Origin of the sequence: Burkholderia sp. MSMB1078WGS (assembly GCF_001528895.1) — a bacterium.
Classification (GTDB): domain Bacteria; phylum Pseudomonadota; class Gammaproteobacteria; order Burkholderiales; family Burkholderiaceae; genus Burkholderia.
On record NZ_LPDI01000085.1, the window covers coordinates 90253 to 112322 of the forward strand.

The following is a 22070-nucleotide window of genomic DNA, read 5'->3' on the forward strand; positions in this document are numbered from 1 at the left end:
CCGGCGCGCGGCGATGGTTGCCGGGCGCCGGCTTGGATCGTGCCGTGCCCTACTCCGTCGCCGGTTCCTTTACGCGCTCCGACACGACCGGTGCGCCGGCCCGATGCGACGGCGCGAACAGCCGCAGCCCGCTCGCGACGCTCGCCGCGCCCGCAAAGCCCGCCCCGAGCATCAACGCAAGCGTCGGCCCGTGGCGCCCCGCGATCCCGAACGACAGTGCAACCAGCGCCGCGCCCGTCGCCTGCCCGATCAGCCGCGCGGTCGCGATGATCCCGCTCGCGCCGCCGCTGCGCTCGGGCGGCGCGCTCGACATCAGCGCTTTCAGGTTCGGCGACTGGAAGAAGCCGAAGCCCGCGCCGCACAGCATCATCCGCCAGCCGATATCGACGACGCCCGGCGACACCGGCAGCGCGGCGAGCGACACCATGCCCGCACTCAGCAACGCCAGCCCGATCGCACCGAGCAGCCCGGGCGGATAACGATCCGACAGCCGCCCCGCGATCGGCGCGGCGAGCGCGACGATCGCCGACCACGGCGTCATCAGGAACCCCGTTTCGACCGCGTTGCGATGCAGGACGGTTTCGAAATAGAACGGCAGCGACACGAATGCGAGCCCCTGCGCGGCGAACGCGCACACGGCGGTCAGCGCGGACAGCGTGAACACGGGCCGACGGAACAGGTCGACCGGCAGCATCGGCGCCGGATGCCCGGCCTGGCGGCGGATCAGCAGCCAGCCGAACGAGAAGGCTATCGCAGCCGCCGCGAACACGACCGTCAGCGGCCCGCGCTGCGCGAATTCGCCGAGCGCGAAGATCAGCGACGCGAACGTGATCACGTTGAACAGCGCCGCAACCGGATCGAACGCATGCTTGCCGCGCGCCGTCTGCGGCAGCGACGGAATCGCCACGGCGAGCGCGCACACGCCGAGCGGCACGTTCACCGCGAACAGCCACGGCCACGCGGCCACCGACAGGATCAGCGACGCGATCGTCGGCCCCACCGCGAACGACACGCCGACGACGAGCGCGTTGAAACCGACGCCGCGCCCGAGCCGATGCGCGGGAAACAGGCCACGGATCAGCGCGACGTTGACGCTCATGATCGCGCTCGCGCCGAAGCCCTGCACGATGCGCGCGGCCGTCAGCGTCGGCAGCGTCGACGCGAGCGAACACCCGAGCGACGCCAGCGTGAACACCGCCAGCCCGGCGACATACACGCGCTTGTGGCCGACGATGTCGCCGAGCGACGCGAACGGCAGCAGCGTCGCGACCATCGCGAGCTGATAGGCGTTGATGATCCACACGGACGCGGCCGGCGACGCATGCAGGTCGGCCGCGATGGCGGGCAGCGCGGTGTTCGCGATCGCGGTGTCGAGCGTCGCGAGCGCGACGGCCAGCAGCACGGCGGACATCGCGCGCCAGTTGACGGCCGGCTCATGCGCGCCGGCGGGGGAAGCGAATTCGGACAAGATGGGCTCGGCTGACGAGCGACGCGCAGCGTCGCGGATTGAGCGGCGCGGCACCGCATCCTCCGTGCAACGGCAACGGAGCGCGCGGCGCCGCGAGCCGTATTGTTGCAGAGCCGCATCGAACGTGCAGGCGGCCGCCTCGTCAGTCGGCAAAATGAAAGCTTCGCCACGCCGCGCCGGGTGCGCGGCATCGTTGAAGACGCAACGATCGGCGGCCTTACGGCCCGCCGAACGGGGCGGCCGGCGCCGCTATTTACGACACCGCACGCCGCGCATTGCGGCCGCGCAGCCATTCGAGCGCGAGCAGCAGGCTCGTCGAGAAGACGATCAGGATCGTCGCGAGCGCGGCGATCGTCGGGCTGATGTTCTCGCGAATGCCCGTAAACATCTGGCGCGGCAGCGTCGTCTGGTCAGCGCCCGCGAGGAACAGCGTGACGACCACTTCGTCGAACGACGTCGCGAATGCGAACAGCGCGCCCGACATCACGCCCGGCGCGATCACCGGCAGCGTCACGCGGAAGAACGTCGTGACCGGATTCGCGCCGAGCGACAGGCTCGCGCGCACGAGATTCTGGTTGAAGCCCTGCAGCGTCGCGGCCACCGTCGTCACGACGAACGGCACGCCGAGCGCCGCGTGCGCGGCGATCAGCCCCGTGTACGTATTCGCGAGCCCGAGCGGCGCGAAGAACAGGTACATGCCGACACCGACCACGACGACCGGCACGATCATCGGCGACAGCAGCACGGCCATCAGCAGCCCCTTGCCGCGGAAGTCGGCCTTCGTCAGGCCGATGGCCGCGAGCGTGCCGAGCACGGTCGCAACGACGGTCGCCGACGGCGCGACGATGAAGCTGTTCTTCGCGGCCATCCGCCACTCGTCCGATGCGATCAGGTTCTCGTACCAGCGCGTGGAGAAACCCGGAATCGGATAGACGAGGAACGTGCTCGACGAGAACGACAGCGGCACGATCGCGAGCACCGGCAGGATCAGGTACAGCAGCGTCAGCACGACGAGCACGCGCAACGCGACGTACCACGCGCGCTCGACGAACGACATGTGCGGCGCGAACAGCGGCCTGGCGAGTTTCATGGTGGGCATCCCCTTCCCGTTTTCCAGTGCCCGGCGCTCAGCCGAGGCTCACGTTGGTGCGCGTGAAGCGCCCGTACACCGCGTACAGCACGAGCGTCGCCGCGAGCAGCAGCCCGCCGAGCGCGCACGCCATGCCCCAGTTGATCGTCACGTTCGTGAAGTACGCGACGTAGTAGCTGACCATCTGGTCGTTCGGCCCGCCGAGCAGCGCGGGCGTGATGTAGTAGCCGATCGCGAGGATGAAGACGAGCAGCGCGCCCGCGCCGACGCCCGGATAGGTCTGCGGCACGTACACGCGCCAGAACGCGGCAAACGGGTGGCTGCCGAGCGACACGGCCGCGCGCTGGTAGGTCGGTGGAATCGACTTCATCACGCTGTAGAGCGGCAGGATCATGAACGGCAGCAGGATGTGCGTCATCGAGATGTACACGCCGACGCGGTTGAACAGCAGCGTCAGCGGATGCGAGATCAGCCCGCTGCCGAGCAGCGCCTTGTTGACGAGCCCTTCGCTCTGCAGCAGCACGATCCATGCGGCGACGCGCACGAGCACCGAGGTCCAGAACGGAATCAGCACGAGAATCATCGCGAGGTTCGCGCGCCGCTCCGACAGCGTCGAGATCCAGTATGCGAGCGGATAGCCGAGCAGCAGCGCGAACAGCGTGACGGCGATGCCGATCACGAACGTGCGGCCGAAGATCGCGAGGTAGATCGACTGGTCGGGATCGGCCTGCACGATGCGGCCGAAGCCATCCTGCTTGTGATCGAGCGCCGCGAGCAGGTAGAACGGCGACACCTGGCTGCCGTTCTTCGCGATCGCCTGCCAGTACGCGAGCTCGCCCCAACGCGCATCGAGGTCGATCAGCTTGGCGCGCGCCTGCGCAGGCGTCGGCGCCGCGTCGCCGTCGCCCTTCAGCGGCATCGCACGCGCCGTCTTCGCGACGAGCGAGCGATAGCCGGGAATCTCGGTGTTCAGCCGCCGTGCGAGCGCGCCCATCGCCTCGCTGTCGGCCACCTTGGTCATGTCGGCCGCGAGCGCGACATACGCGGCGTCCGCCGGCGGCGTCTTGCGGTCCCAGCCCGACAACGCGGCGACCGTGTTCGGCAAGGCGGTCGCGATCTCCGGGTTCTGCACCGCGCGCGTGAGCAGCGTGCCGATCGGCACGACGAAAATCAGCAGCAGGAAAATCGCGAGCGGCGCCACCAGCAGCAGCGCCATCGTGCGCTTGCGGGCCTCGGCGGCCTTCAGCTCGCGCTTGAGCGCGGCGGTCGACGGCGAGGAAGGCGCGATCGTCATCGTATTCAACGGTTCTCTCCGGCCGGGCACGTTCCGGCGGAATGCCGCGCGACGCGATCGACGCGTCGCGCGGCCGGTTGCATCGCGACACCCGTGAGGATGCCTGACCGGTTACTTCGTTGCCCACGCGGCGAAGCGCTGTTCGAGCTCGTCGCTGTGGTCGGTCCAGAAGCCGATGTCCTCCAGCACCGCGTTCTTGCCGTTGGCCGGCGAGTTCGGCAGGTTCGCGAGCGTCTTCGCGTCGAGCGACTTGATCGCGGCGATGTTCGCCGGGCCGTACGCGATGTGCTGCGCATACGCCTGCTGCGGCTTCGGCGTCAGCGTGTACGCGATGTACTGCTCGGCGAGCGCCTTGTTCGGCGAGCCCTTCGGAATCGCCCAGTAGTCGAGGTCGTAGATGCTGCCGTTCCACACGACCTTCAGGTTCTTGCCTTCCTTCTGCGCGGCGTCGATGCGGCCGTTGTACGCGGTCGACATCACGACGTCGCCGGCGACGAGGAACTGCGGCGGCTGCGCACCCGCTTCCCACCACTGGATGTACGGCTTCAGCTCGTCGAGCTTCTTGAACGCGCGATCCTGGCCGGCCTTCGTGCCGAGCACCTTGTAGACGTCCTTCGTCGCGACGCCGTCGGCCATCAGCGCGAATTCGAGGTTGTAGCGCGCGCCCTTGCGCATCCCGCGCTTGCCGGGGAATTTCTTCACGTTCCAGAAGTCGGCCCACCCGGTCGGCGCCGACTTCAGCTTGTCCGCGTTGTACGACAGCGCCGTCGACCACACGAAGAAGCCGACGCCGCACACCTGCGGCGATTCCGGGATCAGGTCGGATTTCTTCGCGATCTTCGACCAGTCGAGCTTCTCGTACAGCCCTTCGTCGCAGCCGCGGTTCAGGTCGCCCGATTCGACTTCGACCACGTCCCAGTTGACGTGCTTCGCCTCGACCATCGCCTTCACCTTCGCCTGCTCGCCGTTGTATTCGACGGCCGTGACCTTGTTGCCGGTCGCCTTCTCGAACGGCTGGTTGAATGCGACCTTCTGCGCGTCGCCGTTCGCGCCGCCGAAGTTGACGACCGTGAGCTCGGCAGCCGTGGCCGATGCGCCGAACGCGGCCAGTGCCAGCGCGAGCGCCGTGCGGCGCGCGGTGAAGCTTGCTCGTTTCATGATGGTTCCTCTCCTCTCGTGGTGGAAGTGGGCTTTGTTGTTGACGACGTGCTGCGGAAAACTAGGTAAACCGTGCTCACGCGAATACGCGCAAATGTTCGGGCGAGAACGCAAGCGAGACGGGCGCGCCGGGCGAAAACGCGTCGAGCGCGCCGGTGCCGAGCGGCACCTTCACGAAACATTCGTCCTGGCCGGGCAGCGCGCAGCGCATGCGCACGTGATCGCCGAAATAGATGAGGCTGCGCGCCTCGCCGCTCACGCAATTGGCGGTGCCGTTCGCACCATTCGCGCCGTGCGCCGCGAGGCTCATGCGCTCGGGGCGGATGCACGCGACGGCCGCTGCGCCCTCGGCGGCTTCGCCGATATGGCGGCCGACGAGCTTCGTGCCGTCGTCGAGCCGGAATTCGCAGAATTCGCCGTCGACGCGCGCGATGGTGCCGCGCAGCCGGTTGCTGTCGCCGATGAAGTTCGCGACGAATTCGTTGCACGGCGATTCGTACAGGCGGTCGACGGTGTCGAGCTGCTGCACGATGCCCTTGTCGAACACGGCGACGCGATCGGACATCGTCAACGCCTCGCCCTGGTCGTGCGTCACGTACACGAAGGTCACGCCGAGCTTTTCGTGCAGCGCCTTCAGTTCGTACTGCATGTGTTCGCGCAACTGCTTGTCGAGCGCGCCGAGCGGCTCGTCCATCAGCACCAGCTTCGGCTCGAACACGAGCGCGCGCGCCAGCGCGATGCGCTGCTGCTGGCCACCCGACAGTTGCGCCGGATAGCGTTTCGCGAAGCGCTCCATCTGCACCATCCTCAGCGCATGCGCGACGCGCTCCGCGCGCTCGGCGGCGGGCAGCTTGCGTACCGTCAACGGATACGCGACGTTCTGCTCGACCGTCAGGTGCGGAAACAGCGCGTAGTTCTGGAACACCATGCCGATGTTGCGCTTGTGCGGCGGCACGTTGTTCAGCAGCTCGCCGTCGAGGCGGATCTCGCCGCCCGTCGGGAATTCGAAGCCGGCGAGCATCATCAGGCAGGTCGTCTTGCCCGAGCCGGACGGCCCGAGCAGCGTCAGGAATTCCCCGCGGCGGATGTCGAGGTCGAGCGATTTGACGACGAGCGTCTCGCCGTCGTAGGTCTTCCGCACGCCGCGAAAGCTGACGATCACATCATCGGACTTCATCGTGCTGTCCCCCTGGCTCCGCGCAATTGATTTTGAGATGCGAGTCACTATACGGCGCGCACGGTTCTACAATAGGGAACCATTTCAATATTCCAAGTAGGACCACTTTGGATACCGTGATCGTCGCCGACTGGCTCTCCGCCCGCATCGACCGCAGTTCGCCCGAACCGATGTACCGGCAACTGCTGCAACTGATGCAGCAGGCCATCCTGACCGGAGAATTGGGGCCGGGAACAAAGCTGCCGAGTTCGCGCACGCTCGCGGGCGACCTGTCGATCGCGCGCAATACGGTCCTGCACGTGTACGACCAGTTGACGGCCGAAGGCTATGTGCTGACGACGACCGGCAGCGGCACCTACGTGGCCGACACGCGGCCGGACGCCGCCGCGATCCGCGCGCCGGGCGCCGCGCCGTCGTCGGTCGCGGACGAACCGCCGCCGCCCGACGCGCAGGGCAGCCTGTCGATGCGCGGGCGGCAACTGATCGAGCATGCAGGCGTCTCGCGGCGCCAGTGGGGGGCGTTCATGCCAGGAGTGCCGGACGTGTCGGAATTCCCGAGCCGCACGTGGAGCCGCCTGCAGGCGCGGCTGTGGAAGGAGGCCAATCCGGAACTGCTGACCTATGCGCCGGGCGGCGGCTACCGGCCGCTGCGGCGCGCGCTCGCCGATTACCTGCGCGTCGCGCGCTCGGTCAAATGCTCGCCGGACCAGGTGATCATCACGACGGGCATCCATCAATCGATCGATCTCGCGGTGCGGCTGCTGTCCGACATCGGCGATCGCGCGTGGGTCGAGGAACCCTGCTACTGGGGCGTGCGCAGCGTCCTGCAGGCGGCCGGCCTCACGCTCGCGCCGGTGCCGGTCGACCAGGAAGGGCTCGACCCGCGCGCGAGCGACATGCAGCGTCCGCCGCGGCTCGTGCTCGTCACGCCGTCGCATCAGTACCCGCTCGGGATGGTGATGAGTCTCGCGCGGCGCCGCATGCTGCTCGAATATGCGCGCCAGCACCGCTGCTGGATCATCGAGGACGACTACGACAGCGAATTCCGCTACGGCAGCCGCCCGCTCGCGTCGCTGCAGGGGCTCGACGATGGCGGCCGCGTGATCTACGTCGGCAGTCTCGGCAAGATGCTGTTCCCGGGGCTGCGGATGGGCTACATGGTCGTGCCCGAGCATCTGGTCGACACCTTCCGCACCGGGCTGTCGGAGCTGTATCGCGAAGGCCAGTTGATGCAGCAGGCCGTGCTCGCCGAATTCATCATGGACGGCCATCTCACTTCGCACGTCAGACGAATGCGCACGCTGTACGGCGAGCGCCGGCAACTGATGATCGACGCGATCCGCGCGCGCTTCGGCGACGCGCTGCCGGTGATGGGCGACGAAGCCGGCCTGCATCTGGTGCTCGGCCTGCCCGACGCGTGCGACGATCGCGCCGTCACGCAGAGCGCATTCGACGCGGGCGTGATCGTGCGCCCGCTCACCAGCTACTACAGCAACCTCGACACCGCGCGACAGGGCCTGCTGCTCGGCTATGCATGCGTCGCGCACGAAGGCATCCGCCCCGCGTTCGACACGCTCGCCGATACCATCGAGCACCATCTGCCGCGAGACATCACGCGCGCGGCATGAAGCCCGCCGCATACGGCGACACCCGATTCGTCAATGCGCGCTGCCCGCTCCACGATCGAGCGATGCCGCGCGCACGGCTTCGCCGGGCTTCGTGAACATGCGCTGCCGCAGCGCGGCAATCTGCGCGTCGCGATCCTGCGGCGACAGACCGGCCGATTCGATCTGCGCACGCTGCGCCGCATAATCCGCGTAACGGCTCTGCCACGACGCATCGTCCTGCTGCATCTGCGCGACGCGTGCCGCCGCCTCGGGGCCGAGCGTCTGCGTCAGTTGCGCGCGCATCGCATCGGGCGTCGCGCCGCTCTTCTGCAATTGCGCGATCTGGTCGATCGCGGCGCGCTGCCGGTCCACCCGCTGCTGCGCCGCGCGTTCGTCGGCCGGCATCTGCTGTTCGAGCGCCGCGAGCCGCTCGGCCTTCTGCGCATCCGTCAGTGAGCGATCCTGAACGATCTTCAACCGTGCCAGGTCGTAGCGCTGCCGCCACTGCTCCGCACCGAAGAACGGCTGGCTCCAGTCGCCGAGCGTGCGGTACGCGATCGACGCGCGCTGATCCAGCGCAAGCTGCAACGCGCCCAGGTCCGACTTGTCGGCCGCTCCGGCATCGCGCAACGTCGCGAGCGCATCGAGATACGCGCGATACCGGTGCCACACGTCGAGCGCCTCGGCCTGCGCGACCGTGCCGTCGAGCTGCGCGGCGATCTCGCGTACGACGAACGCATCGAGCGCGGACGCGCTCAGGTCGCTCTGCGCGCTCAGGCAATAGTCGAAGAAATCGCGCACCGCGCGCGACTTCGCTAGATGCCCGCCCGCATCGAGCGGCAACCGTGGTGCGCTGGAACCGGCGAGCGACGGCGGCAGGCCCGCACTCGCCGGCACGGCGGGATGCGGTGCGGCAGCCGCCACGCCGCCCACCGCTGCCGCCGCCGGCGCATCGCCCGCGGCGCCCGTGCCGCGATGCGATCCCGCACCGCTCCACATCGCGACGCCGGCAACCGCCGCCAGCCCCGCGACACCATAGATCGCCACGCGCCGCGCCAGCGGCGCGCGCCCTTCACGTGCCGCCATCGATCACACGCCCGCGAGCTTCAACCGGTTCGCATGCGTGCGGATCACCGCGACCGGATCTTCCGCATACGCGCCGCGCACGCCGAGCAACTGGTTGATCTCGTCGAGATGGTTCCACTTGTAGCTCGTGCTCAGCACCTTGCCGTACAGCGCGCTGCACTTCGACACGAGCCCGTCGTTCTGGCCCGAGCCGCGATTGATCATCACCGCGCCCGTGCCATACAGCGCGAGCGTCGACAGGTCGAGCGCGTTCGCCGGATCGACGACCGGAAGGGTGCTCGTGTCCGTCGCCCCCGTCACGCCGAGCACGGAAAGCGTCGGCTGGATCGCCGTGCCGGCCCACGAATACAGCAGATGCGTGTTGCCGCCGACGGTTTCCGTCGACGCACCGGTCTGGCAGCTTCCGGGCGCGCCGAGGCCCGCGCTCGGATAGTTCTGGTTGTAGGTGGCGGCTTGCGCGGTGGTCAGCGTCTTCAACGACGCGAGCGCGTCCTGGTTCGTGTTGTGATTGCTGCTCGTCAGGATGCCGAACACATTGACGAATGCAGCGATCACCGTGGACGACAACCCGGTCGGATCGTACGCGAGCACGCCCTGCACGAAATCGGCGAACTCGGAGCCGCGATGCGGCGTGCCGATCGTCGTCACCGACGCGACGAGATCGGGCGCGACGGCCGCGACATAGCGCGACGCCAACCCGCCCTGGCTGTGACCGACGAGATTGACCTTGGTCGCGCCGGTCGCGGCGAGCACCGTCTTCACGTACGCCAGCAACTGTTCGCCGCGCCCGTTCGGGCCGTCGTCGCTCTGGAAGCCCGACAGGTTCGCGACGTAGACGGTCGCGCCATGCTGCTGCAGGTCTTCCTGGATGCCGTACCAGTACTCGAGTACGCCCGCATACTTGTCGGTGCCGGTCAGCCCGTGCACGAGAATGATCGGATAGCGCGTCGTCGCATAGTCGTCGACTGGCGCGGTTGCCGCCATCGCCGTGCGCGTCGTCGCGAGCGTCATCAGCGCGGCCGTCCCCGCGAACGGCGCGACGCTCATCGCGCATGCCACTGCCCCTGCCATTACCCTGGAACGCATCGATCTGGCCATGCATGTTCTCCTGATTATTGTGCTGCCGGTGCGAATGACACCGGATCGACACGCATGCCGCATCGCGCGCACCGTGTGTGTCGACTGCGGGAGTGAAGCACGACTCGCGAACGTTTGCGCCCCGACTAGATACGGTTCTCTAATCGGTTGACGCGCACCGCCCGTTCGGGCGGTGCGGCGTTCCGGCAGGCGCATGCTGCGACGCACATGCGCGATGCGCGCTAGAGCTTCGCGCTCACGCGCACCCACGCGGTACGCCCCGGCTCCATCACCGGCGCGTTCGCCGGGTAGCCGAAGCCCGCGTTGCCGGCGAGGTTCAGATGCTCGGTGTAGGCCTTGTCGAGCACGTTGTCGACGCCCACCGAGATCTGCACGGTCTTGCTGACGTTGTACTGCGTATGCAGCGACAGCACGCCGAATCCGGCGCTCGGGCCGAAGTCCTTGCCGACCACGTTGCCCTCGTTCGGCGCGTAGCGATGCTGCGGCGCAACGATGCGCCACAGGCCGCCCGCCGACCATGCGCCGCGCGTGTATTCGACCCCGATGCGCGCCTCGAGCGGCGGCATCTGGGGCAGCGGATCGCCGCTCGCCACGTTGCGCCCCCATGCATACGCAAGCGACGTCTCGACGCGCAGCGGCGCGACGGGTCGCCACGACACGCCGGCTTCGCCGCCCATGATCTGCGCGTTGACGTTGGTTGCCTGCGTGGTCGGCCCCATCATGCCGGCCGCATAGTTGAACAGGATGAAGTCCTGTACGTAGCCCGCGTACGCCGACACCCATGCATCGAACCGGTCGCTCCTGTATTGCGCGCCGATATCGAGCTGGGTGGTTTTCTCCGGCTGCACCGCCAAGAACGCGTTGACCGAACCGGCCGGCCCGCGCGTCGCGGAGAACAGTTCCCAGTAGTCCGGATAACGCTCCGCGTGGCCGATCCCCGCGTACCACGTGACGGGCAGCGACGCGAGATCGCGCTCGTAACGCACGAAGCCGCTCGGCAGCACCTTCGTCCGATCGTCGTCGAAGGTCGGGTTCGGCTTGCTCGTCATCATGCCGCGCTGCATCGCACGCTTGTCGCGTGCGCTCGCATAGTCGACGCGCGCGCCGCCGATCACGCGCGATACGTCGCTCGCATACCACGTCAGCTCGCCGAACACGCCCGCGTTCCACATCGTCGCCTGCGCGCCCCACGGCTGGTCGCGGTAGTTCTGCTGCCCCATCGACGCGCGAGAATCGAGCCGGTTCGATTGCGCATCGACGCCCGTTTCGAGCTTGAAGTCGTCGCCGAAGCGAAACGTCGCGGCCGCACGCGCGCCGACCGTGCGGCGTCGCACTTCCGAGGCCATTCGCATCGGCATGCTGCTCGTCGGGTCGGGTTGCCGCAACGTATAGTTGTCCATCACGTGATCGGCTTCGTTGTAATACACGCGCGCCTCGATCCGGTCGAGCACGTCGCCGAGATGCCGCTTGTCGAACGACAGGCCGAACGTCTCGCGGCGGAAATGCGCGCCGTCCATCCCGCGGCCTGCATAGCGCGCATAGCCGTCGCCGGTGCCGGCGGTCAGCTCGACGCGCGTATGGTCGTCGGGGGTCCAGCCGAGCGCCGCATCGGCGTTCCACTTGTCCCACTGCGACGGCACGGTATTGCCGTTGCCGTCCTCGTAGTCCTGCGAATGCGCGTGGTTTGCGGTCACGCGGCCATAGACGTCCGGCGTGCCGGCGCTCAGGTCGAGATTCTGGTCGTTGCGGCCGAACGACCCGCCGACGAGACTGCCGTCGAAGCGCATGCCGGGGCGCTCGAAACGCGGCGTCACGCGCTCGAACAGCACGGTGCCGGCCGACGCGCCCGGACCGTACAACACGGTCTGCGGCCCCTTCACGACGGTGACCTTGTCGTAGCTTTCCGGCGCGATATACGACGTCGGCGCGTCCATCCGGTTCGGGCACGCGCCGAGCGTCGGCATCCCGTTCGCCAGGATGTTCAGCCGCGACCCGAACATCCCGCGCAGCACGGGGTCGCCGTTCGTGCCGCCGCTGCGGATCGACGTGAAGCCGGGAATCGTCTTCAGGTAATCGGCGCCGTCGCTCGCGGGCAGCGGCTGGCGCGGCGCCTTCGGATCCGTGACGACGACGAGCGGCGTCGACAGCGGCGACGCGACGACTTCGACGGGCGGCAACAGCACGGCGGCGGCGTCCGCCGTCGCGCCGGCCGCATGCGGGGTGTCGGCCGCGGCGGCGCTCGCGGCCAGCGCACTGGCGGCCAGCGCGGGAACGGTAAGTTTCAGCATGCGCGGCAGCGGTCGCGCACCGGCATTGCGTGACGCACACGGCGCACGCAACTGGAAATTGGTCATGATCGAAAGCCCGAGTGACGCCCTCCACGCGGCCTCGACGGGCCGCACGGATATCGGCGGAAGTAGGAACGGCGGGAAACGCGTCAGGCGCGCTCGGGCGGTGCGCGTGGATAGGCGCGCGGATAGCGGTCGCTGCGCGCCGCGACGGCAGGCGACGCGACGGCGGAAGCGGAAACGACGGGAATGGAGTCGACCGATGCGGCGGCAGGCGCGCCGATGGCCGGGCTATGCGCGAAGAAGCCGCAGTAGCCGCACGCGTCGAGATGCAGTGCATGACCGTGCATGCCGCCCGTATCGGACGAACGATGCGCACCATGCTCGGTACTGCAGACGATCGCATCGGGGGTGGCCGCCTGCGCGATACGCCACTGCGACACCAGCGGCGCCGCGATCGCGATCCAGATCGCGAGCAGGCCAAGCCAGGCAGTCAGGTGACGATGTCGGTGCAGCATGCGCGGCGACGAGTAAGCGGAATGTAAAGGCAGCCGAGATGTTACAGAATGTTCGACGCGGTGAACAGTGCGGGCGAAAGTAAACGAACCGGGGGCGCATGGTTGCCAACGCAACCATGCGCCCCCGCCTGCTGCATACTCCGGAAACGGGACGATCAGGGCGTCATGCGCCGCAGCACGTCGTCGCGCCGGATGAAGTGATGGTAGAGCGCGGCCAGCGCATGCAGGCCGATCACGAAATAGAACGCGTTGCCGATCAGCTCGTGCGCTTCCTTGATCGTCGGCCGCAGCGCCTTGTCGGGGCCGAACAGCGTGAACGACACGCCGAGCCAGTCGAGCGACACCGGCTTGCCGCCCATGTTGACCGTCATGATGCCGAGCAGCGGCTGCGCGATGATGAACACGTAGAGCGCGACATGCGCGAGCTTCGACAGCCAGCGCAGCAGCGCCGCCTGCGGGATCGCTTCCGGCACGCGGCTGACGACCCGCCACAGCACGCGCAGCACCGACAGCACGAGGACCAACGTACCGGCCGTCAGATGCACGTTCATCCAGAACGCACGGCTGTCGCTGCCTTTCGGTCCGCGAATCTCGATGGCCAGGTAGGCCAGCGCGACCAGCACGAAGATGGCCCAGTGGAAGAAGATCGCGGGCGAGCTGTAGCGCGTCTGTTTCGCGAGGATGTTTTTCATGCTTCGTCTCGTGTTGTATTCGGGGAGGGCGCCAGCTGCAACCGGCCGACGCCTGGCAACGCTGTGGCGATTGTAGCCGCATGGGCGTCCGGTTTTGCACGGCGCGATCAAATATCCGACGAATCGTCGACGCGCGCCGCGCAAGGCCGCCCTATGGAAAATCCGCATCGCGCACGCAGGCGGCTGTGGCACGATGAAGCTTTGGTGCGACGGCGCGCGGGCATCATGAGCAAAGCGTTCTTCGTTGCGGCCTACCGGCTGATCGCCGCGTTGCTCGCGGTGTCCACCACGCTGCACAGCGTCGCCGACTACTGGCGCCTACCGAATTTCCATCTCGGCAACTATCTCAGCTACTTCACGCAATTGAGCAGCCTCTACGCGGCCGCGATGCTGGCCGCGGGGCTGTGGCGCATCGCGCGCCCCGGCTCGGCCCGCTACGAATCGATGCGCGGCGCGGCGGTGCTGTACTGATCACCGCGATCGTCTACGAGCTCCTGCTCGCACGGCTCGATGCACTGCGCCACGTCACGCCGGCGTTCAACAACTGGGTACTGCACCGGATCGTGCCGCTCGTGATGCTGTGCGACTGGCTGTATGTCGAACCGCGCTCGCCGATTCCGCGCCGCAGTGCATTCGCATGGCTCGGCTTTCCGGTCGTCTATCTCGGCTATACGCTCGTGCGCGGCGCGGTGGAGAACTGGTATCCCTACCCGTTCGTCGATCCGCGGCCGCACGGCTACCTGCCCGTCGCGATCCAGTGTTCGCTGATCGCGTTCGGCGCGGCGGCGCTCGCATTGGGCATTTGCTGGCTCGGCAATCGTGCGACACAGTCTGCCGGCGCGACGCTCAGGGAAGGATGAAGGGGAACGGGTGAAAGAGGTAGGAACGTGTGCGCCACCCGGCGCACACGTGGCGATGCCGGCGATCAGCCGCCGTTGCGCGGCAGGAAGTTCATCGGATCGACGACCTTGCCGTTCTGACGGACCTCGAACTCGAACGTCGAACGACCGCTCGCGTCGGTGCCCATTTCGGCGACCGGCTGCCCCTGGCGCACCGCGTCGCCTTCGTTGACGAGCAGCTTGCCGTTGTGCCCGTAAGCCGTGATGAGCCCGTTGTCGTGCTTCAGGATCACGAGCGGACCGTACGCCTTGACGCCGGAGCCGGCGTACACCACGCGCCCGTTTGCCGCGGCCCGCACCGAATGGTCGGGCCCGGATGCGGCGATCACGACGCCGCGCGTCTTGCCGGCCGAGAACGGCGTCGCGACGATGCCCGTGGCCGGCCATGCGAGCGAGCCCGGCTGGGCCGCCGCCGCGGGAGGCTGCCCGTACGAGGCCGCGGCCGGCGGCGGCGCGACCCGCAGCACCTGGCCCGGCGACACGGCGTCGGTGGGCGCCATGTGGTTCCAGCTGGCCACGTCCTGCACGCGCTGCCCGTAGGCGTTCGCGATGCCCGCCAGCGTATCGCCCGGGTTCACGCGGTAATAGCCGGCAATCACGCCCGGCGTCGCAGCCGACGTGGGCGCCGGTTGACGCGTGGGTTGCCAACTGTCGGTCCACGGCGTCATCGTGCAGCCCGCAAGCGCGATGGCCGCGGCAACGAGCGCCGCCTGCGGCAGCCAGCGCGTGAGCGCGTCGTGGATGGGAATAGTTTCTCTCAAGGGTCCTCCCGGATTTGCCGTCGTTGCGCCGCCCACCGCCCCCCCGGCACGCGACGCACGATGTCCGGCCGAACGGCCGGATCAACCAGTATCCGACCGCTGTCGCGGCCGTCAGTTTCCACAGCGGGACGTCGGCGCGAATGAGCTCACCGGCCCCTTTTTCGCGCGTCCCGATCGGCAAAGATACCATTTGTCGCGGTCGAGGCCCCGACAGTTGGCGGATCCGGAAACAATCTTGCGGCGTCGCGCGGGCGCGCCGGCGGGCCGCGAGCCGTGCCAGGCGGGCCGCTCGGCCGGGGCTTCGAAGGTTTCCCTGCGGGGTGCCGTCATCCTCGCCGACCGTATCGGCCCCGTCATATTCTCCGCTTCGATCGCCGCCTATACTCGACGATGCGCAGCGCGATCCAACGACAACGAGGAGCATGACAATGAATAACGCGACGTTTCTCTCCGTGCAGCTCGACGCCGACGATTTCGCCGGTTCCAGCGGTCTGGTCGAATTGCTCAACCGGCACCTGCTGTTCGCGACCGACGTCGCCGAAGCGGCCGATGCGCTCGTCCAGCTGGCGAGCGTCACGCACCTGACGGGCGCCACGCGCCACAGCGTCGAATTGCCGGTCCTCGCGATCGAACGGCTGCGCGACGCACTCGATACGCTGAGCGGTTACGACGAAACGTGGCTGCAGGTACTGGAACCCGCCGAAGCGCTGTTTCGCGATATCGGGCGCGGCAGACGCCCGCTGCACTGAACGGCGGCGCATCGCGCGCCGCCAATGAAAACGGCCCGTCGTACCGCTATGCGGTACGACGGGCCGTTGTACTACAGGGGGTCGGATGCGGTCGCCAGCGCGGCCGTACCATTAACGACCCTTGTAGACCGGTGCGCCGTCCGAGATGCGCTTGACTTGCCAGCCGGTCTTGGCCGCAGCCGGTGCGCCCGACTCTTGGCCGGCGGCCGGTTGTGCACCGTAGCCGGTCGTGTCGGCCGCAGCGACGTTCTGTTGCGGGTTCACACGGGCTTCGGCAGCCTGGATGCCTTCCGGATAGTTGGTCCGGTCGCTGCCCAGCTTGTAGCCGGCCTGTTGCAGCTGGACCAGCTCGGCCTTCACCTGTGCACGGGTGACGGGCGCGTTCTGTTGGGCGAACGAGACGGCGGGGACGGCGAGGACAGCAGCAGCAGCGAACGTTGCGATCAGCGATTTCATGATTACCTCCGGGATTTTTTTGCTCCGCCGCACACACCATGTCTGCAGCGATGGAACAGAGTTTAGTCCCGTCAGCACCTAGGGAAAACCATGAAAGAGCGAAAACACTGTTTCCCCGGAGCCAACAATGTCGGCATCCGGGATAGAAAAACCCTATTCAAAGAATAGATTTTCGCAACAATGCCGCCGCCGCACGCCGGTTACGACCAGTTCGCGTGGAAGCTGCCCGGCTTGTCGGTGCGCTCGAACGTATGCGCGCCGAAGAAGTCTCGCTGCGCCTGCACAAGGTTCGCCGGCAGCCGCTCGGAACGGTAGCTGTCGAAGTACGCGACCGCCGACGCGAACGCCGGGACCGGCACGCCGGCCTTCACCGCGGCCACCACGACGTCGCGCAGCGACGCCTGGTAGTTCGCGGCGATGTCCTTGAAGTACGGGTCGAGCAGCAGGTTCGCGAGCGCCGGATCCTTCGCGTACGCGTCGGTGATCTTCTGCAGGAAGCGCGCGCGGATGATGCAGCCCGCGCGGAAGATCTTCGCGATCGTCCCGAGATCGAGGTTCCAGCCGTACTCTTCCGACGCCGTGCGCAGTTGCGCGAAGCCCTGCGCGTACGAGATCACCTTGCTCAGGTACAGCGCGCGGCGCACCGCTTCGACGAACGCGGCACGATCGCCGTCGAACGGCGCGGCAGCCGGGCCCGACAGGATCTTGCTGGCCGCGACGCGCTCGGTCTTCAGCGACGACAGCACGCGCGCGAACACCGACTCCGTGATGAGCGGCAGCGGCACGCCGAGATCCAGCGCATTCTGGCTCGTCCACTTGCCGGTGCCCTTCTGCGCGGCGCGATCGAGGATCACGTCGACGAGATGCTTGCCGGTCTCCTCGTCCTTCTTGCCGAAGATCTTCGACGTGATCTCGATCAGGTAGCTGTCGAGCTCGCCCTGGTTCCATTCGGTGTACACCGCGCCGAGTTCGTCGTTGGTCAGGCCCGCGACGTCCTTCAGCACCGAGTAGCTTTCGGCGATCAGCTGCATGTCGCCGTATTCGATGCCGTTGTGAACCATCTTCACGTAGTGGCCCGCGCCGTCCGGGCCCATGTACGCGACGCACGGCTCGCCGTCCGACGGCGCCTTCGCGGCGATCTGCTTGAGGATCGGCTCGACAAGGTCGTACGCGTCGCGCTGGCCGCCGGGCATGATCGACGGGCCGCGCAGCGCGCCCTCTTCGCCGCCCGACACGCCGGTGCCGATGAAATGCAGGCCCGACTGCGCGAGTTCCTGGTTGCGGCGGATCGTGTCGGTGAAGTGCGTGTTGCCGCCGTCGATCAGCACATCGCCCTTCTCGAGCAGCGGCTTGAGCGATGTGATCGTCGCATCGGTCGCTTCCCCGGCCTTCACCATCATCAGGATCCGGCGCGGCGTTTCGAGCGACGCGACGAACTCCTCGAGCGTATAGGTCGGCACCAGATTGCGGCCGGGGAATTCGGCGATCAGTTCGTCGGTTTTCTCGCGGCTGCGGTTGTACACCGACACCGCGTAACCGCGGCTCTCGATATTGAGTGCGAGATTGCGGCCCATCACCGCGAGCCCGATCACACCGATTGCTTGTTTGCCCATTAGTCAATTCTCCGGAAAAAACGGGGCGCGACCCGAGCCGGGCCGCGCGCACAGGCGAAAGGATAGTGGAAACCCGGCGGCGCTGCCCGCTTGCGTGTCATTGCTCCGCGTGCGGCAGGCGCCGGAACACGACGCTCAGGTTGTTCGCCGGCATCTCGACGACCTCGATGCAGTCGAGCCCGCGATCGAGGCCGAGCGCGACCACGGTCTCGAGATCGCGCACGCCCCACGACGGGTCGCGGCTGCGCAACTGCCGGTCGAAGGCTTCGTTCGACGGCGCCGTATGCCGGCCTTCGCGACGGTACGGACCGTACAGGAACAGCACGCCGCCCGGCCGCAGCACGCGCGACGCACCCGCGAACAGCGCGTCGGTGCAGGCCCACGGCGAGATATGGATCATGTTGATGCAGACGATCGCGTCGAGCGCCGCGACCGGCCACGGCGTGTCGCGTACGTCGAACGCCAGCGGCCCGGCGACGTTCTCGAGGGCCGCATGCGCGACCCACGCGGCGATCGAACGCCGCGCGTGCGCATCGGGATCGCTCGGCTGCCAGTGCAAGCCCGGCAACGCCTGCGCGAAGTGCACGACGTGCTGCCCCGTGCCGCTCGCGATTTCGAGCACGCTGCCGCTCGCGGGCAGCACGCGGCGCAGCACGTCGAGGATCGGGCCGCGATTGCGTTCGGCCGCCGGCGCCGACAGCCGTGCGGACGGATCGGGCGAAGTAGCGGCGCCGGTCACGATGCATGCTCCTTCGTGTCGCTGTTGCGCCCGAGCCCCAGCCGCGCCACGAGTGCGTCGAGCGCGGGAGCGCAGCGCGCCTCGACCTTCAGCGTCAGCATCGGGTCGGCGCGCGTACGGCCGAGATTGAGTGCGGCGACCGGCTTGTGCTGCGCCTGCGCCCACACGCAGAAGCGGTAGCCGGAATACACCATCAGCGACGAGCCGACGACGAGCAACGCGTCGGCTGCCTCGAGCGCCTGCGACGCCAGCGCCACGCGCTCACGCGGCACGTTCTCGCCGAAGAACACGACCGCCGGCTTCAGCAGGCCGCCGCACGCGGGGCACGCCGGGATGCGGAACGTATCGAGCGCGGCCCATTCGAGATGCGCGTCGCCGTCCGCGGCCGGCTCGGCCTGCGCGCCCAGCAGCTCGGGATTGTCGGCTTCGAGCACGGTCTGGATCGCGGCCCGCGCATGATGTGCGCCGCATTCGAGGCAGGTGACGCCGTCGATGCCGCCGTGCAGCTCGATCACGTCGCCGCTGCCCGCGCGCTGATGCAGGCCGTCGACGTTCTGCGTGACGAGGCGCTCGATCCGGCCCGCGCCGCCGAGCCGCGCCAGCGCGACATGCGACCCGTTCGGCCGCGCGCGGCCGACGACCGGCCAGCCGATCATGCTGCGCGCCCAGTAGCGGCGCCGCGCGGCGTCGGAGCCGAGGAATTCGTGAAGCTGAATCGGCGGCGAGCGCATCCATTGGCCATTGCGGTCGCGGTAACCGGGAATGCCGGAATCGGTGCTGATGCCCGCGCCGGTCAGCACGAGCAGGCGAGGATGACGCTCGACGAACGTCTGCAGCGCATCGAGCGCGGCCGGATCGGCGTCGACGATGGAAGAATCGGGCAAGGCGTTATCGTTCATGTTGGCAACGTGATCGGTCGCGCCGGCAGGCCGTGCGCCCGCACGGGCCGCCACGCACGCCAGCACATGATACAGAACGCCGTGCGATCGGGCTGGCCGCCGCCATGGCACGCGGGCACGCAAAAAGACGCCCGCCGCCGCTCGGCGACGGGCGCTTCAACAATTGATCCATCGGGGTAGTGGATCAACTGACAGCACAATGTTGCGACGTCCGTCATGCCGCATTCGACGGACGTTCCCCCTGACTCCGCGTGTTCCGCCCGGCCGCGCACGTCGGCGCGTCGCCGGCTTTCCCGACCCGATCCCGTTCGGTGCGCTCGTCGTGCCCGCGCAATGCGCGGCGTGCAAACGCATGCGCCGCGCGACGACGTCGTTGCGCCAAGGTATGACGATTCCGGGATCCGGCCGGGGCCATCCGCCTGCACGCGGTTCGCCGCCGACGGCCGACCGGCACCGGTCGGACTCGTGCGTCACGCCTGCACGCCATCGTTCGGAACGAAACCGATTACCCGGATGGAACGGAAAGCCGCTCGCTCACGTCGCCGCAATCAACGGCGAAGCGAATACCCTGGCAGGTCGGCGATTCATGTTTGCAACACGATGCGTTGCGTTTCGGTCTTTTTTCATTCTCTTGTCCCCGTGTTCGATATGTCCGACCCACTGAAGCGATTGCCGAGCCGACTGCACCCGCGATCGCACTCACGGCCCATACAACCATGCAAGGAGCGCACCATGCTTCATGCGGCAAGGCCTCGCGGGCCGCGGGCAGGCATCGCGCCCCGTCGGAAAGCGCGAACGTTTCGAAACTGAAACGCACCGCCGGCATCGTCGCGTCGTCGCCGTGCGGCGTGGCCGATCACCTTACGCCCCACATCCGACGTCGCGCCGCGATCGGACGCGACCGGCCGGCCTCACTCGTTCCCGCGATTCGCCACCGCCCGGCCGGAACCCGCACGCGCCGCATGTCCGACACGAAGCACCGGCTGGATATCGGCTCCCGCACGCCGGTCTATCGCACCGGTCGCAACCGCGCATCGCAGTGCATGGCGTCACGACCGGACTCGCGCCGCACGGCGCGACGCTGCGGGTCAGGCTGCGCGAGGCTTGCCCGTCCCGCTCGTGCATCGCGCAAACACGCTAGCATTCGGACACTGAACGCCGCGCGTTCCCGCTGCCTCGCCGCCAAGGATTCGCCATGACCATCCCCACCCCCACTCCCACCCGCCCCGACGTCGCGCATCGTGTCTTCTCGGCGGGACGGCTGTCGATCGGCCTCACGCTTCCGCTGCTTCGCAGCGGCCGCATCGTCGCGGACTTCAACGAACAGCTCGAACTCGCGGCGCTGGCCGATTCGCTCGGCTTTCGCGCGCTGTGGATTCGCGACGTGCCGCTGAACAGCGCCGACTATCCCGACCCGGTCGGCCACCTCGACCCGTGGGTACTGCTCGGCGCGCTGGCGTCGCGCACCCGCGGGATCGCGCTCGCCAGCGGCGCGATCGTGCTGCCGCTGCGTCATCCGCTGCATATCGCGAAAGGCGCGCTGTCGGTCGCGACGCTGTCGGGCGGGCGCTTCATCCTGGGGCTCGGCTCGGGCGACCGGCCGCCCGAATATGCGGCGTTCGGCGTCGACGCGGAAACCCGGCGCGACCGCTATCGCGCGCACTGGGACGTCGTCGCGGCCGCGCTCGGCGTGCCGTCGCGCGTGCTGCCCGACCACGCGCCGCCCGATGCGCCCGAATTCACGCTGCTGCCGCGCGGCGGCGATGCGGTGCCGATGCTCGCGGTCGGCTCGGGCGGACAGAGCGTCGACTGGATCGCCCGGCATTCGATCGGCTGGATGACGTATCACCGCGATCCGGATACGCAGCGTGCCCGCTATTCGATGTGGCGCGCGGCGGTCGACCGGCTCGCGTCGCCGGAATTTCGCGCATTCGGCGTATCGATGCGGCTCGATCTCGCCACGCATCCCGATACGCCGACCACCGCGCTGCCGCTCGGTTATGCAACCGGGCGGCGCGCGTTGGTCGACATCCTGCACGAGATGCGCGCGGCGGGCACGCACCACGTCACGCTGAACCCTGGATCGGACCGGCCCGTGCGCGACGTCATCGAAGAAATCGCCGAGCATGTCTTGCCGGTATTTCATGACGAGCGAGCGTGATTTGTCAGGAATCCCGATCCATACGATGCGGTGCAAGCGTCGGTCGTGGCCGGACGAACGCTCGCGCCGCGGCGCCTCGCCGATCGGCACCGGCGTACACGCGTTACAGACGCCTTACGACCAGGCAAGCAGGACGTTCCCGCCGATATCGGACGATCGGCAGCCTGCATCCGGCACACGGCTTGCGCGCATGCCTCGCCAACGCCCGCGCCGCCTCGCTTACGCCCGATCGAACAGCCGGCGACGGAACTATTCGGTTCCGATCGCGATCATGTTAACTTCCGTCCATCATTCAGCCTCGCGGGCCGCGTGACGAG

At 68.1% G+C, this 22070-nt stretch carries 18 protein-coding genes and 1 pseudogene; 4 read left to right on the plus strand and 15 right to left on the minus strand.

The window, feature by feature from the left end:
- Positions 1 to 49: 49 nt before the first annotated feature.
- The 5 genes from WT24_RS20910 to WT24_RS20930 form a co-directional block, all read right to left on the minus strand.
- Positions 50 to 1468 carry an MFS transporter gene (locus tag WT24_RS20910; protein ID WP_082742251.1) on the minus strand — a complete coding sequence of 473 codons (1419 nt, stop codon included), beginning with the start codon at positions 1466 to 1468 and terminating at the stop codon, positions 50 to 52.
- A gap of 253 nt (positions 1469 to 1721) precedes the next feature.
- Positions 1722 to 2558, minus strand: a complete 837-nt coding sequence (locus WT24_RS20915; RefSeq protein ID WP_027782591.1) for an ABC transporter permease — start codon at positions 2556 to 2558, stop codon at positions 1722 to 1724.
- 37 nt (positions 2559 to 2595) lie between these two features.
- Complete coding sequence (locus tag WT24_RS20920) at positions 2596 to 3852, minus strand: ABC transporter permease (RefSeq protein WP_060035807.1); 1257 nt, start codon at positions 3850 to 3852, stop codon at positions 2596 to 2598.
- A gap of 111 nt (positions 3853 to 3963) precedes the next feature.
- Positions 3964 to 5010, minus strand: coding sequence for an ABC transporter substrate-binding protein (locus WT24_RS20925; RefSeq protein ID WP_059501171.1), 1047 nt, complete (start codon positions 5008 to 5010; stop codon positions 3964 to 3966).
- Positions 5011 to 5086: 76 nt separating this feature from the next.
- Positions 5087 to 6187 (minus strand): ABC transporter ATP-binding protein, encoded by a 1101-nt coding sequence (locus WT24_RS20930; protein WP_060035748.1) that lies wholly within the window; start codon positions 6185 to 6187, stop codon positions 5087 to 5089.
- Positions 6188 to 6294: 107 nt separating this feature from the next.
- Here WT24_RS20930 and WT24_RS20935 point away from each other — a divergent pair, with 107 nt between their 5' ends.
- Positions 6295 to 7815 (plus strand): PLP-dependent aminotransferase family protein, encoded by a 1521-nt coding sequence (locus WT24_RS20935; protein WP_060035749.1) that lies wholly within the window; start codon positions 6295 to 6297, stop codon positions 7813 to 7815.
- A gap of 30 nt (positions 7816 to 7845) precedes the next feature.
- On the opposite strand, the gene WT24_RS20940 is transcribed toward WT24_RS20935, so the two are convergent.
- The 5 genes from WT24_RS20940 to WT24_RS20960 all read right to left on the minus strand — a co-directional run bounded on the left by WT24_RS20940 (position 7846) and on the right by WT24_RS20960 (position 13476).
- Entirely contained in the window at positions 7846 to 8880 is a 1035-nt protein-coding gene (locus tag WT24_RS20940) for a lipase secretion chaperone (RefSeq protein WP_060035750.1), read from the minus strand.
- A 3-nt stretch (positions 8881 to 8883) separates the two neighbouring features.
- Positions 8884 to 9978 carry a triacylglycerol lipase gene (locus tag WT24_RS20945; RefSeq protein ID WP_060035751.1) on the minus strand — a complete coding sequence of 365 codons (1095 nt, stop codon included), beginning with the start codon at positions 9976 to 9978 and terminating at the stop codon, positions 8884 to 8886.
- A 221-nt stretch (positions 9979 to 10199) separates the two neighbouring features.
- Positions 10200 to 12332, minus strand: a complete 2133-nt coding sequence (locus tag WT24_RS20950) for a TonB-dependent copper receptor (RefSeq protein ID WP_060035752.1) — start codon at positions 12330 to 12332, stop codon at positions 10200 to 10202.
- Between the two features lie 83 nt (positions 12333 to 12415).
- The gene (locus WT24_RS20955; RefSeq protein ID WP_059793920.1) at positions 12416 to 12784 is read right to left on the minus strand and encodes a DUF2946 domain-containing protein; all 369 of its coding nucleotides are present in this window, start codon (positions 12782 to 12784) and stop codon (positions 12416 to 12418) included.
- A 155-nt stretch (positions 12785 to 12939) separates the two neighbouring features.
- Positions 12940 to 13476 carry a cytochrome b gene (locus WT24_RS20960; protein WP_060035753.1) on the minus strand — a complete coding sequence of 179 codons (537 nt, stop codon included), beginning with the start codon at positions 13474 to 13476 and terminating at the stop codon, positions 12940 to 12942.
- Between the two features lie 225 nt (positions 13477 to 13701).
- Here WT24_RS20960 and WT24_RS20965 point away from each other — a divergent pair.
- Positions 13702 to 14336: pseudogene (locus tag WT24_RS20965) on the plus strand (Pr6Pr family membrane protein).
- A gap of 65 nt (positions 14337 to 14401) precedes the next feature.
- On the opposite strand, the gene WT24_RS20970 reads toward WT24_RS20965, so the two are convergent.
- Positions 14402 to 15136: a peptidoglycan DD-metalloendopeptidase family protein gene (locus tag WT24_RS20970; RefSeq protein WP_059501179.1), complete on the minus strand. Its 735-nt coding sequence runs from the start codon at positions 15134 to 15136 to the stop codon at positions 14402 to 14404.
- Positions 15137 to 15564: 428 nt separating this feature from the next.
- Between WT24_RS20970 and WT24_RS20975 the strand changes: the two genes are divergently transcribed.
- Positions 15565 to 15885 carry a hypothetical protein gene (locus WT24_RS20975; RefSeq protein ID WP_011694691.1) on the plus strand — a complete coding sequence of 107 codons (321 nt, stop codon included), beginning with the start codon at positions 15565 to 15567 and terminating at the stop codon, positions 15883 to 15885.
- A 111-nt stretch (positions 15886 to 15996) separates the two neighbouring features.
- Here the strand turns inward: WT24_RS20975 and WT24_RS20980 are convergent, their stop codons facing one another.
- The 4 genes from WT24_RS20980 to WT24_RS20995 all read right to left on the minus strand — a co-directional run bounded on the left by WT24_RS20980 (position 15997) and on the right by WT24_RS20995 (position 19592).
- The gene (locus WT24_RS20980) at positions 15997 to 16341 is read right to left on the minus strand and encodes a DUF4148 domain-containing protein (RefSeq protein ID WP_034205207.1); all 345 of its coding nucleotides are present in this window, start codon (positions 16339 to 16341) and stop codon (positions 15997 to 15999) included.
- A gap of 200 nt (positions 16342 to 16541) precedes the next feature.
- Positions 16542 to 17954 (minus strand): NADP-dependent phosphogluconate dehydrogenase, encoded by a 1413-nt coding sequence (gene gndA, locus WT24_RS20985; RefSeq protein WP_060035754.1) that lies wholly within the window; start codon positions 17952 to 17954, stop codon positions 16542 to 16544.
- 97 nt (positions 17955 to 18051) lie between these two features.
- A complete protein-coding gene (locus tag WT24_RS20990) occupies positions 18052 to 18693 on the minus strand; it encodes a DUF938 domain-containing protein (RefSeq protein WP_060035755.1) in 642 nt (213 codons plus the stop codon).
- Entirely contained in the window at positions 18690 to 19592 is a 903-nt protein-coding gene (locus WT24_RS20995) for an NAD-dependent protein deacetylase (protein ID WP_059793967.1), read from the minus strand. Before WT24_RS20995 ends, WT24_RS20990 begins: the two co-directional genes overlap by 4 nt.
- 1195 nt (positions 19593 to 20787) lie before the next feature.
- On the opposite strand from WT24_RS20995, the gene WT24_RS21000 reads away from it, so the two are divergent.
- A complete protein-coding gene (locus tag WT24_RS21000) occupies positions 20788 to 21753 on the plus strand; it encodes an LLM class oxidoreductase (RefSeq protein WP_156441853.1) in 966 nt (321 codons plus the stop codon).
- The last annotated feature ends 317 nt before the right edge of the window (positions 21754 to 22070 follow it).

Bases quoted from the DNA above. Each gene is read 5' to 3' on its own strand.
- WT24_RS20915 (WP_027782591.1), bottom strand. From the start codon at position 2,558: ATGAAACTCGCCAGGCCGCTGTTCGCGCCGCACATGTCGTTCGTCGAG.
- WT24_RS20920 (WP_060035807.1), bottom strand. From the start codon at position 3,852: ATGACGATCGCGCCTTCCTCGCCGTCGACCGCCGCGCTCAAGCGCGAG.
- WT24_RS20925 (WP_059501171.1), bottom strand. From the start codon at position 5,010: ATGAAACGAGCAAGCTTCACCGCGCGCCGCACGGCGCTCGCGCTGGCA.
- WT24_RS20930 (WP_060035748.1), bottom strand. From the start codon at position 6,187: ATGAAGTCCGATGATGTGATCGTCAGCTTTCGCGGCGTGCGGAAGACC.
- WT24_RS20940 (WP_060035750.1), bottom strand. From the start codon at position 8,880: ATGGCGGCACGTGAAGGGCGCGCGCCGCTGGCGCGGCGCGTGGCGATC.
- WT24_RS20945 (WP_060035751.1), bottom strand. From the start codon at position 9,978: ATGGCCAGATCGATGCGTTCCAGGGTAATGGCAGGGGCAGTGGCATGC.
- WT24_RS20950 (WP_060035752.1), bottom strand. From the start codon at position 12,332: ATGACCAATTTCCAGTTGCGTGCGCCGTGTGCGTCACGCAATGCCGGT.
- WT24_RS20955 (WP_059793920.1), bottom strand. From the start codon at position 12,784: ATGCTGCACCGACATCGTCACCTGACTGCCTGGCTTGGCCTGCTCGCG.
- WT24_RS20960 (WP_060035753.1), bottom strand. From the start codon at position 13,476: ATGAAAAACATCCTCGCGAAACAGACGCGCTACAGCTCGCCCGCGATC.
- WT24_RS20975 (WP_011694691.1), top strand. From the start codon at position 15,565: ATGAATAACGCGACGTTTCTCTCCGTGCAGCTCGACGCCGACGATTTC.
- WT24_RS20980 (WP_034205207.1), bottom strand. From the start codon at position 16,341: ATGAAATCGCTGATCGCAACGTTCGCTGCTGCTGCTGTCCTCGCCGTC.
- gndA (WP_060035754.1), bottom strand. From the start codon at position 17,954: ATGGGCAAACAAGCAATCGGTGTGATCGGGCTCGCGGTGATGGGCCGC.
- WT24_RS20995 (WP_059793967.1), bottom strand. From the start codon at position 19,592: ATGAACGATAACGCCTTGCCCGATTCTTCCATCGTCGACGCCGATCCG.
- WT24_RS21000 (WP_156441853.1), top strand. From the start codon at position 20,788: ATGACCATCCCCACCCCCACTCCCACCCGCCCCGACGTCGCGCATCGT.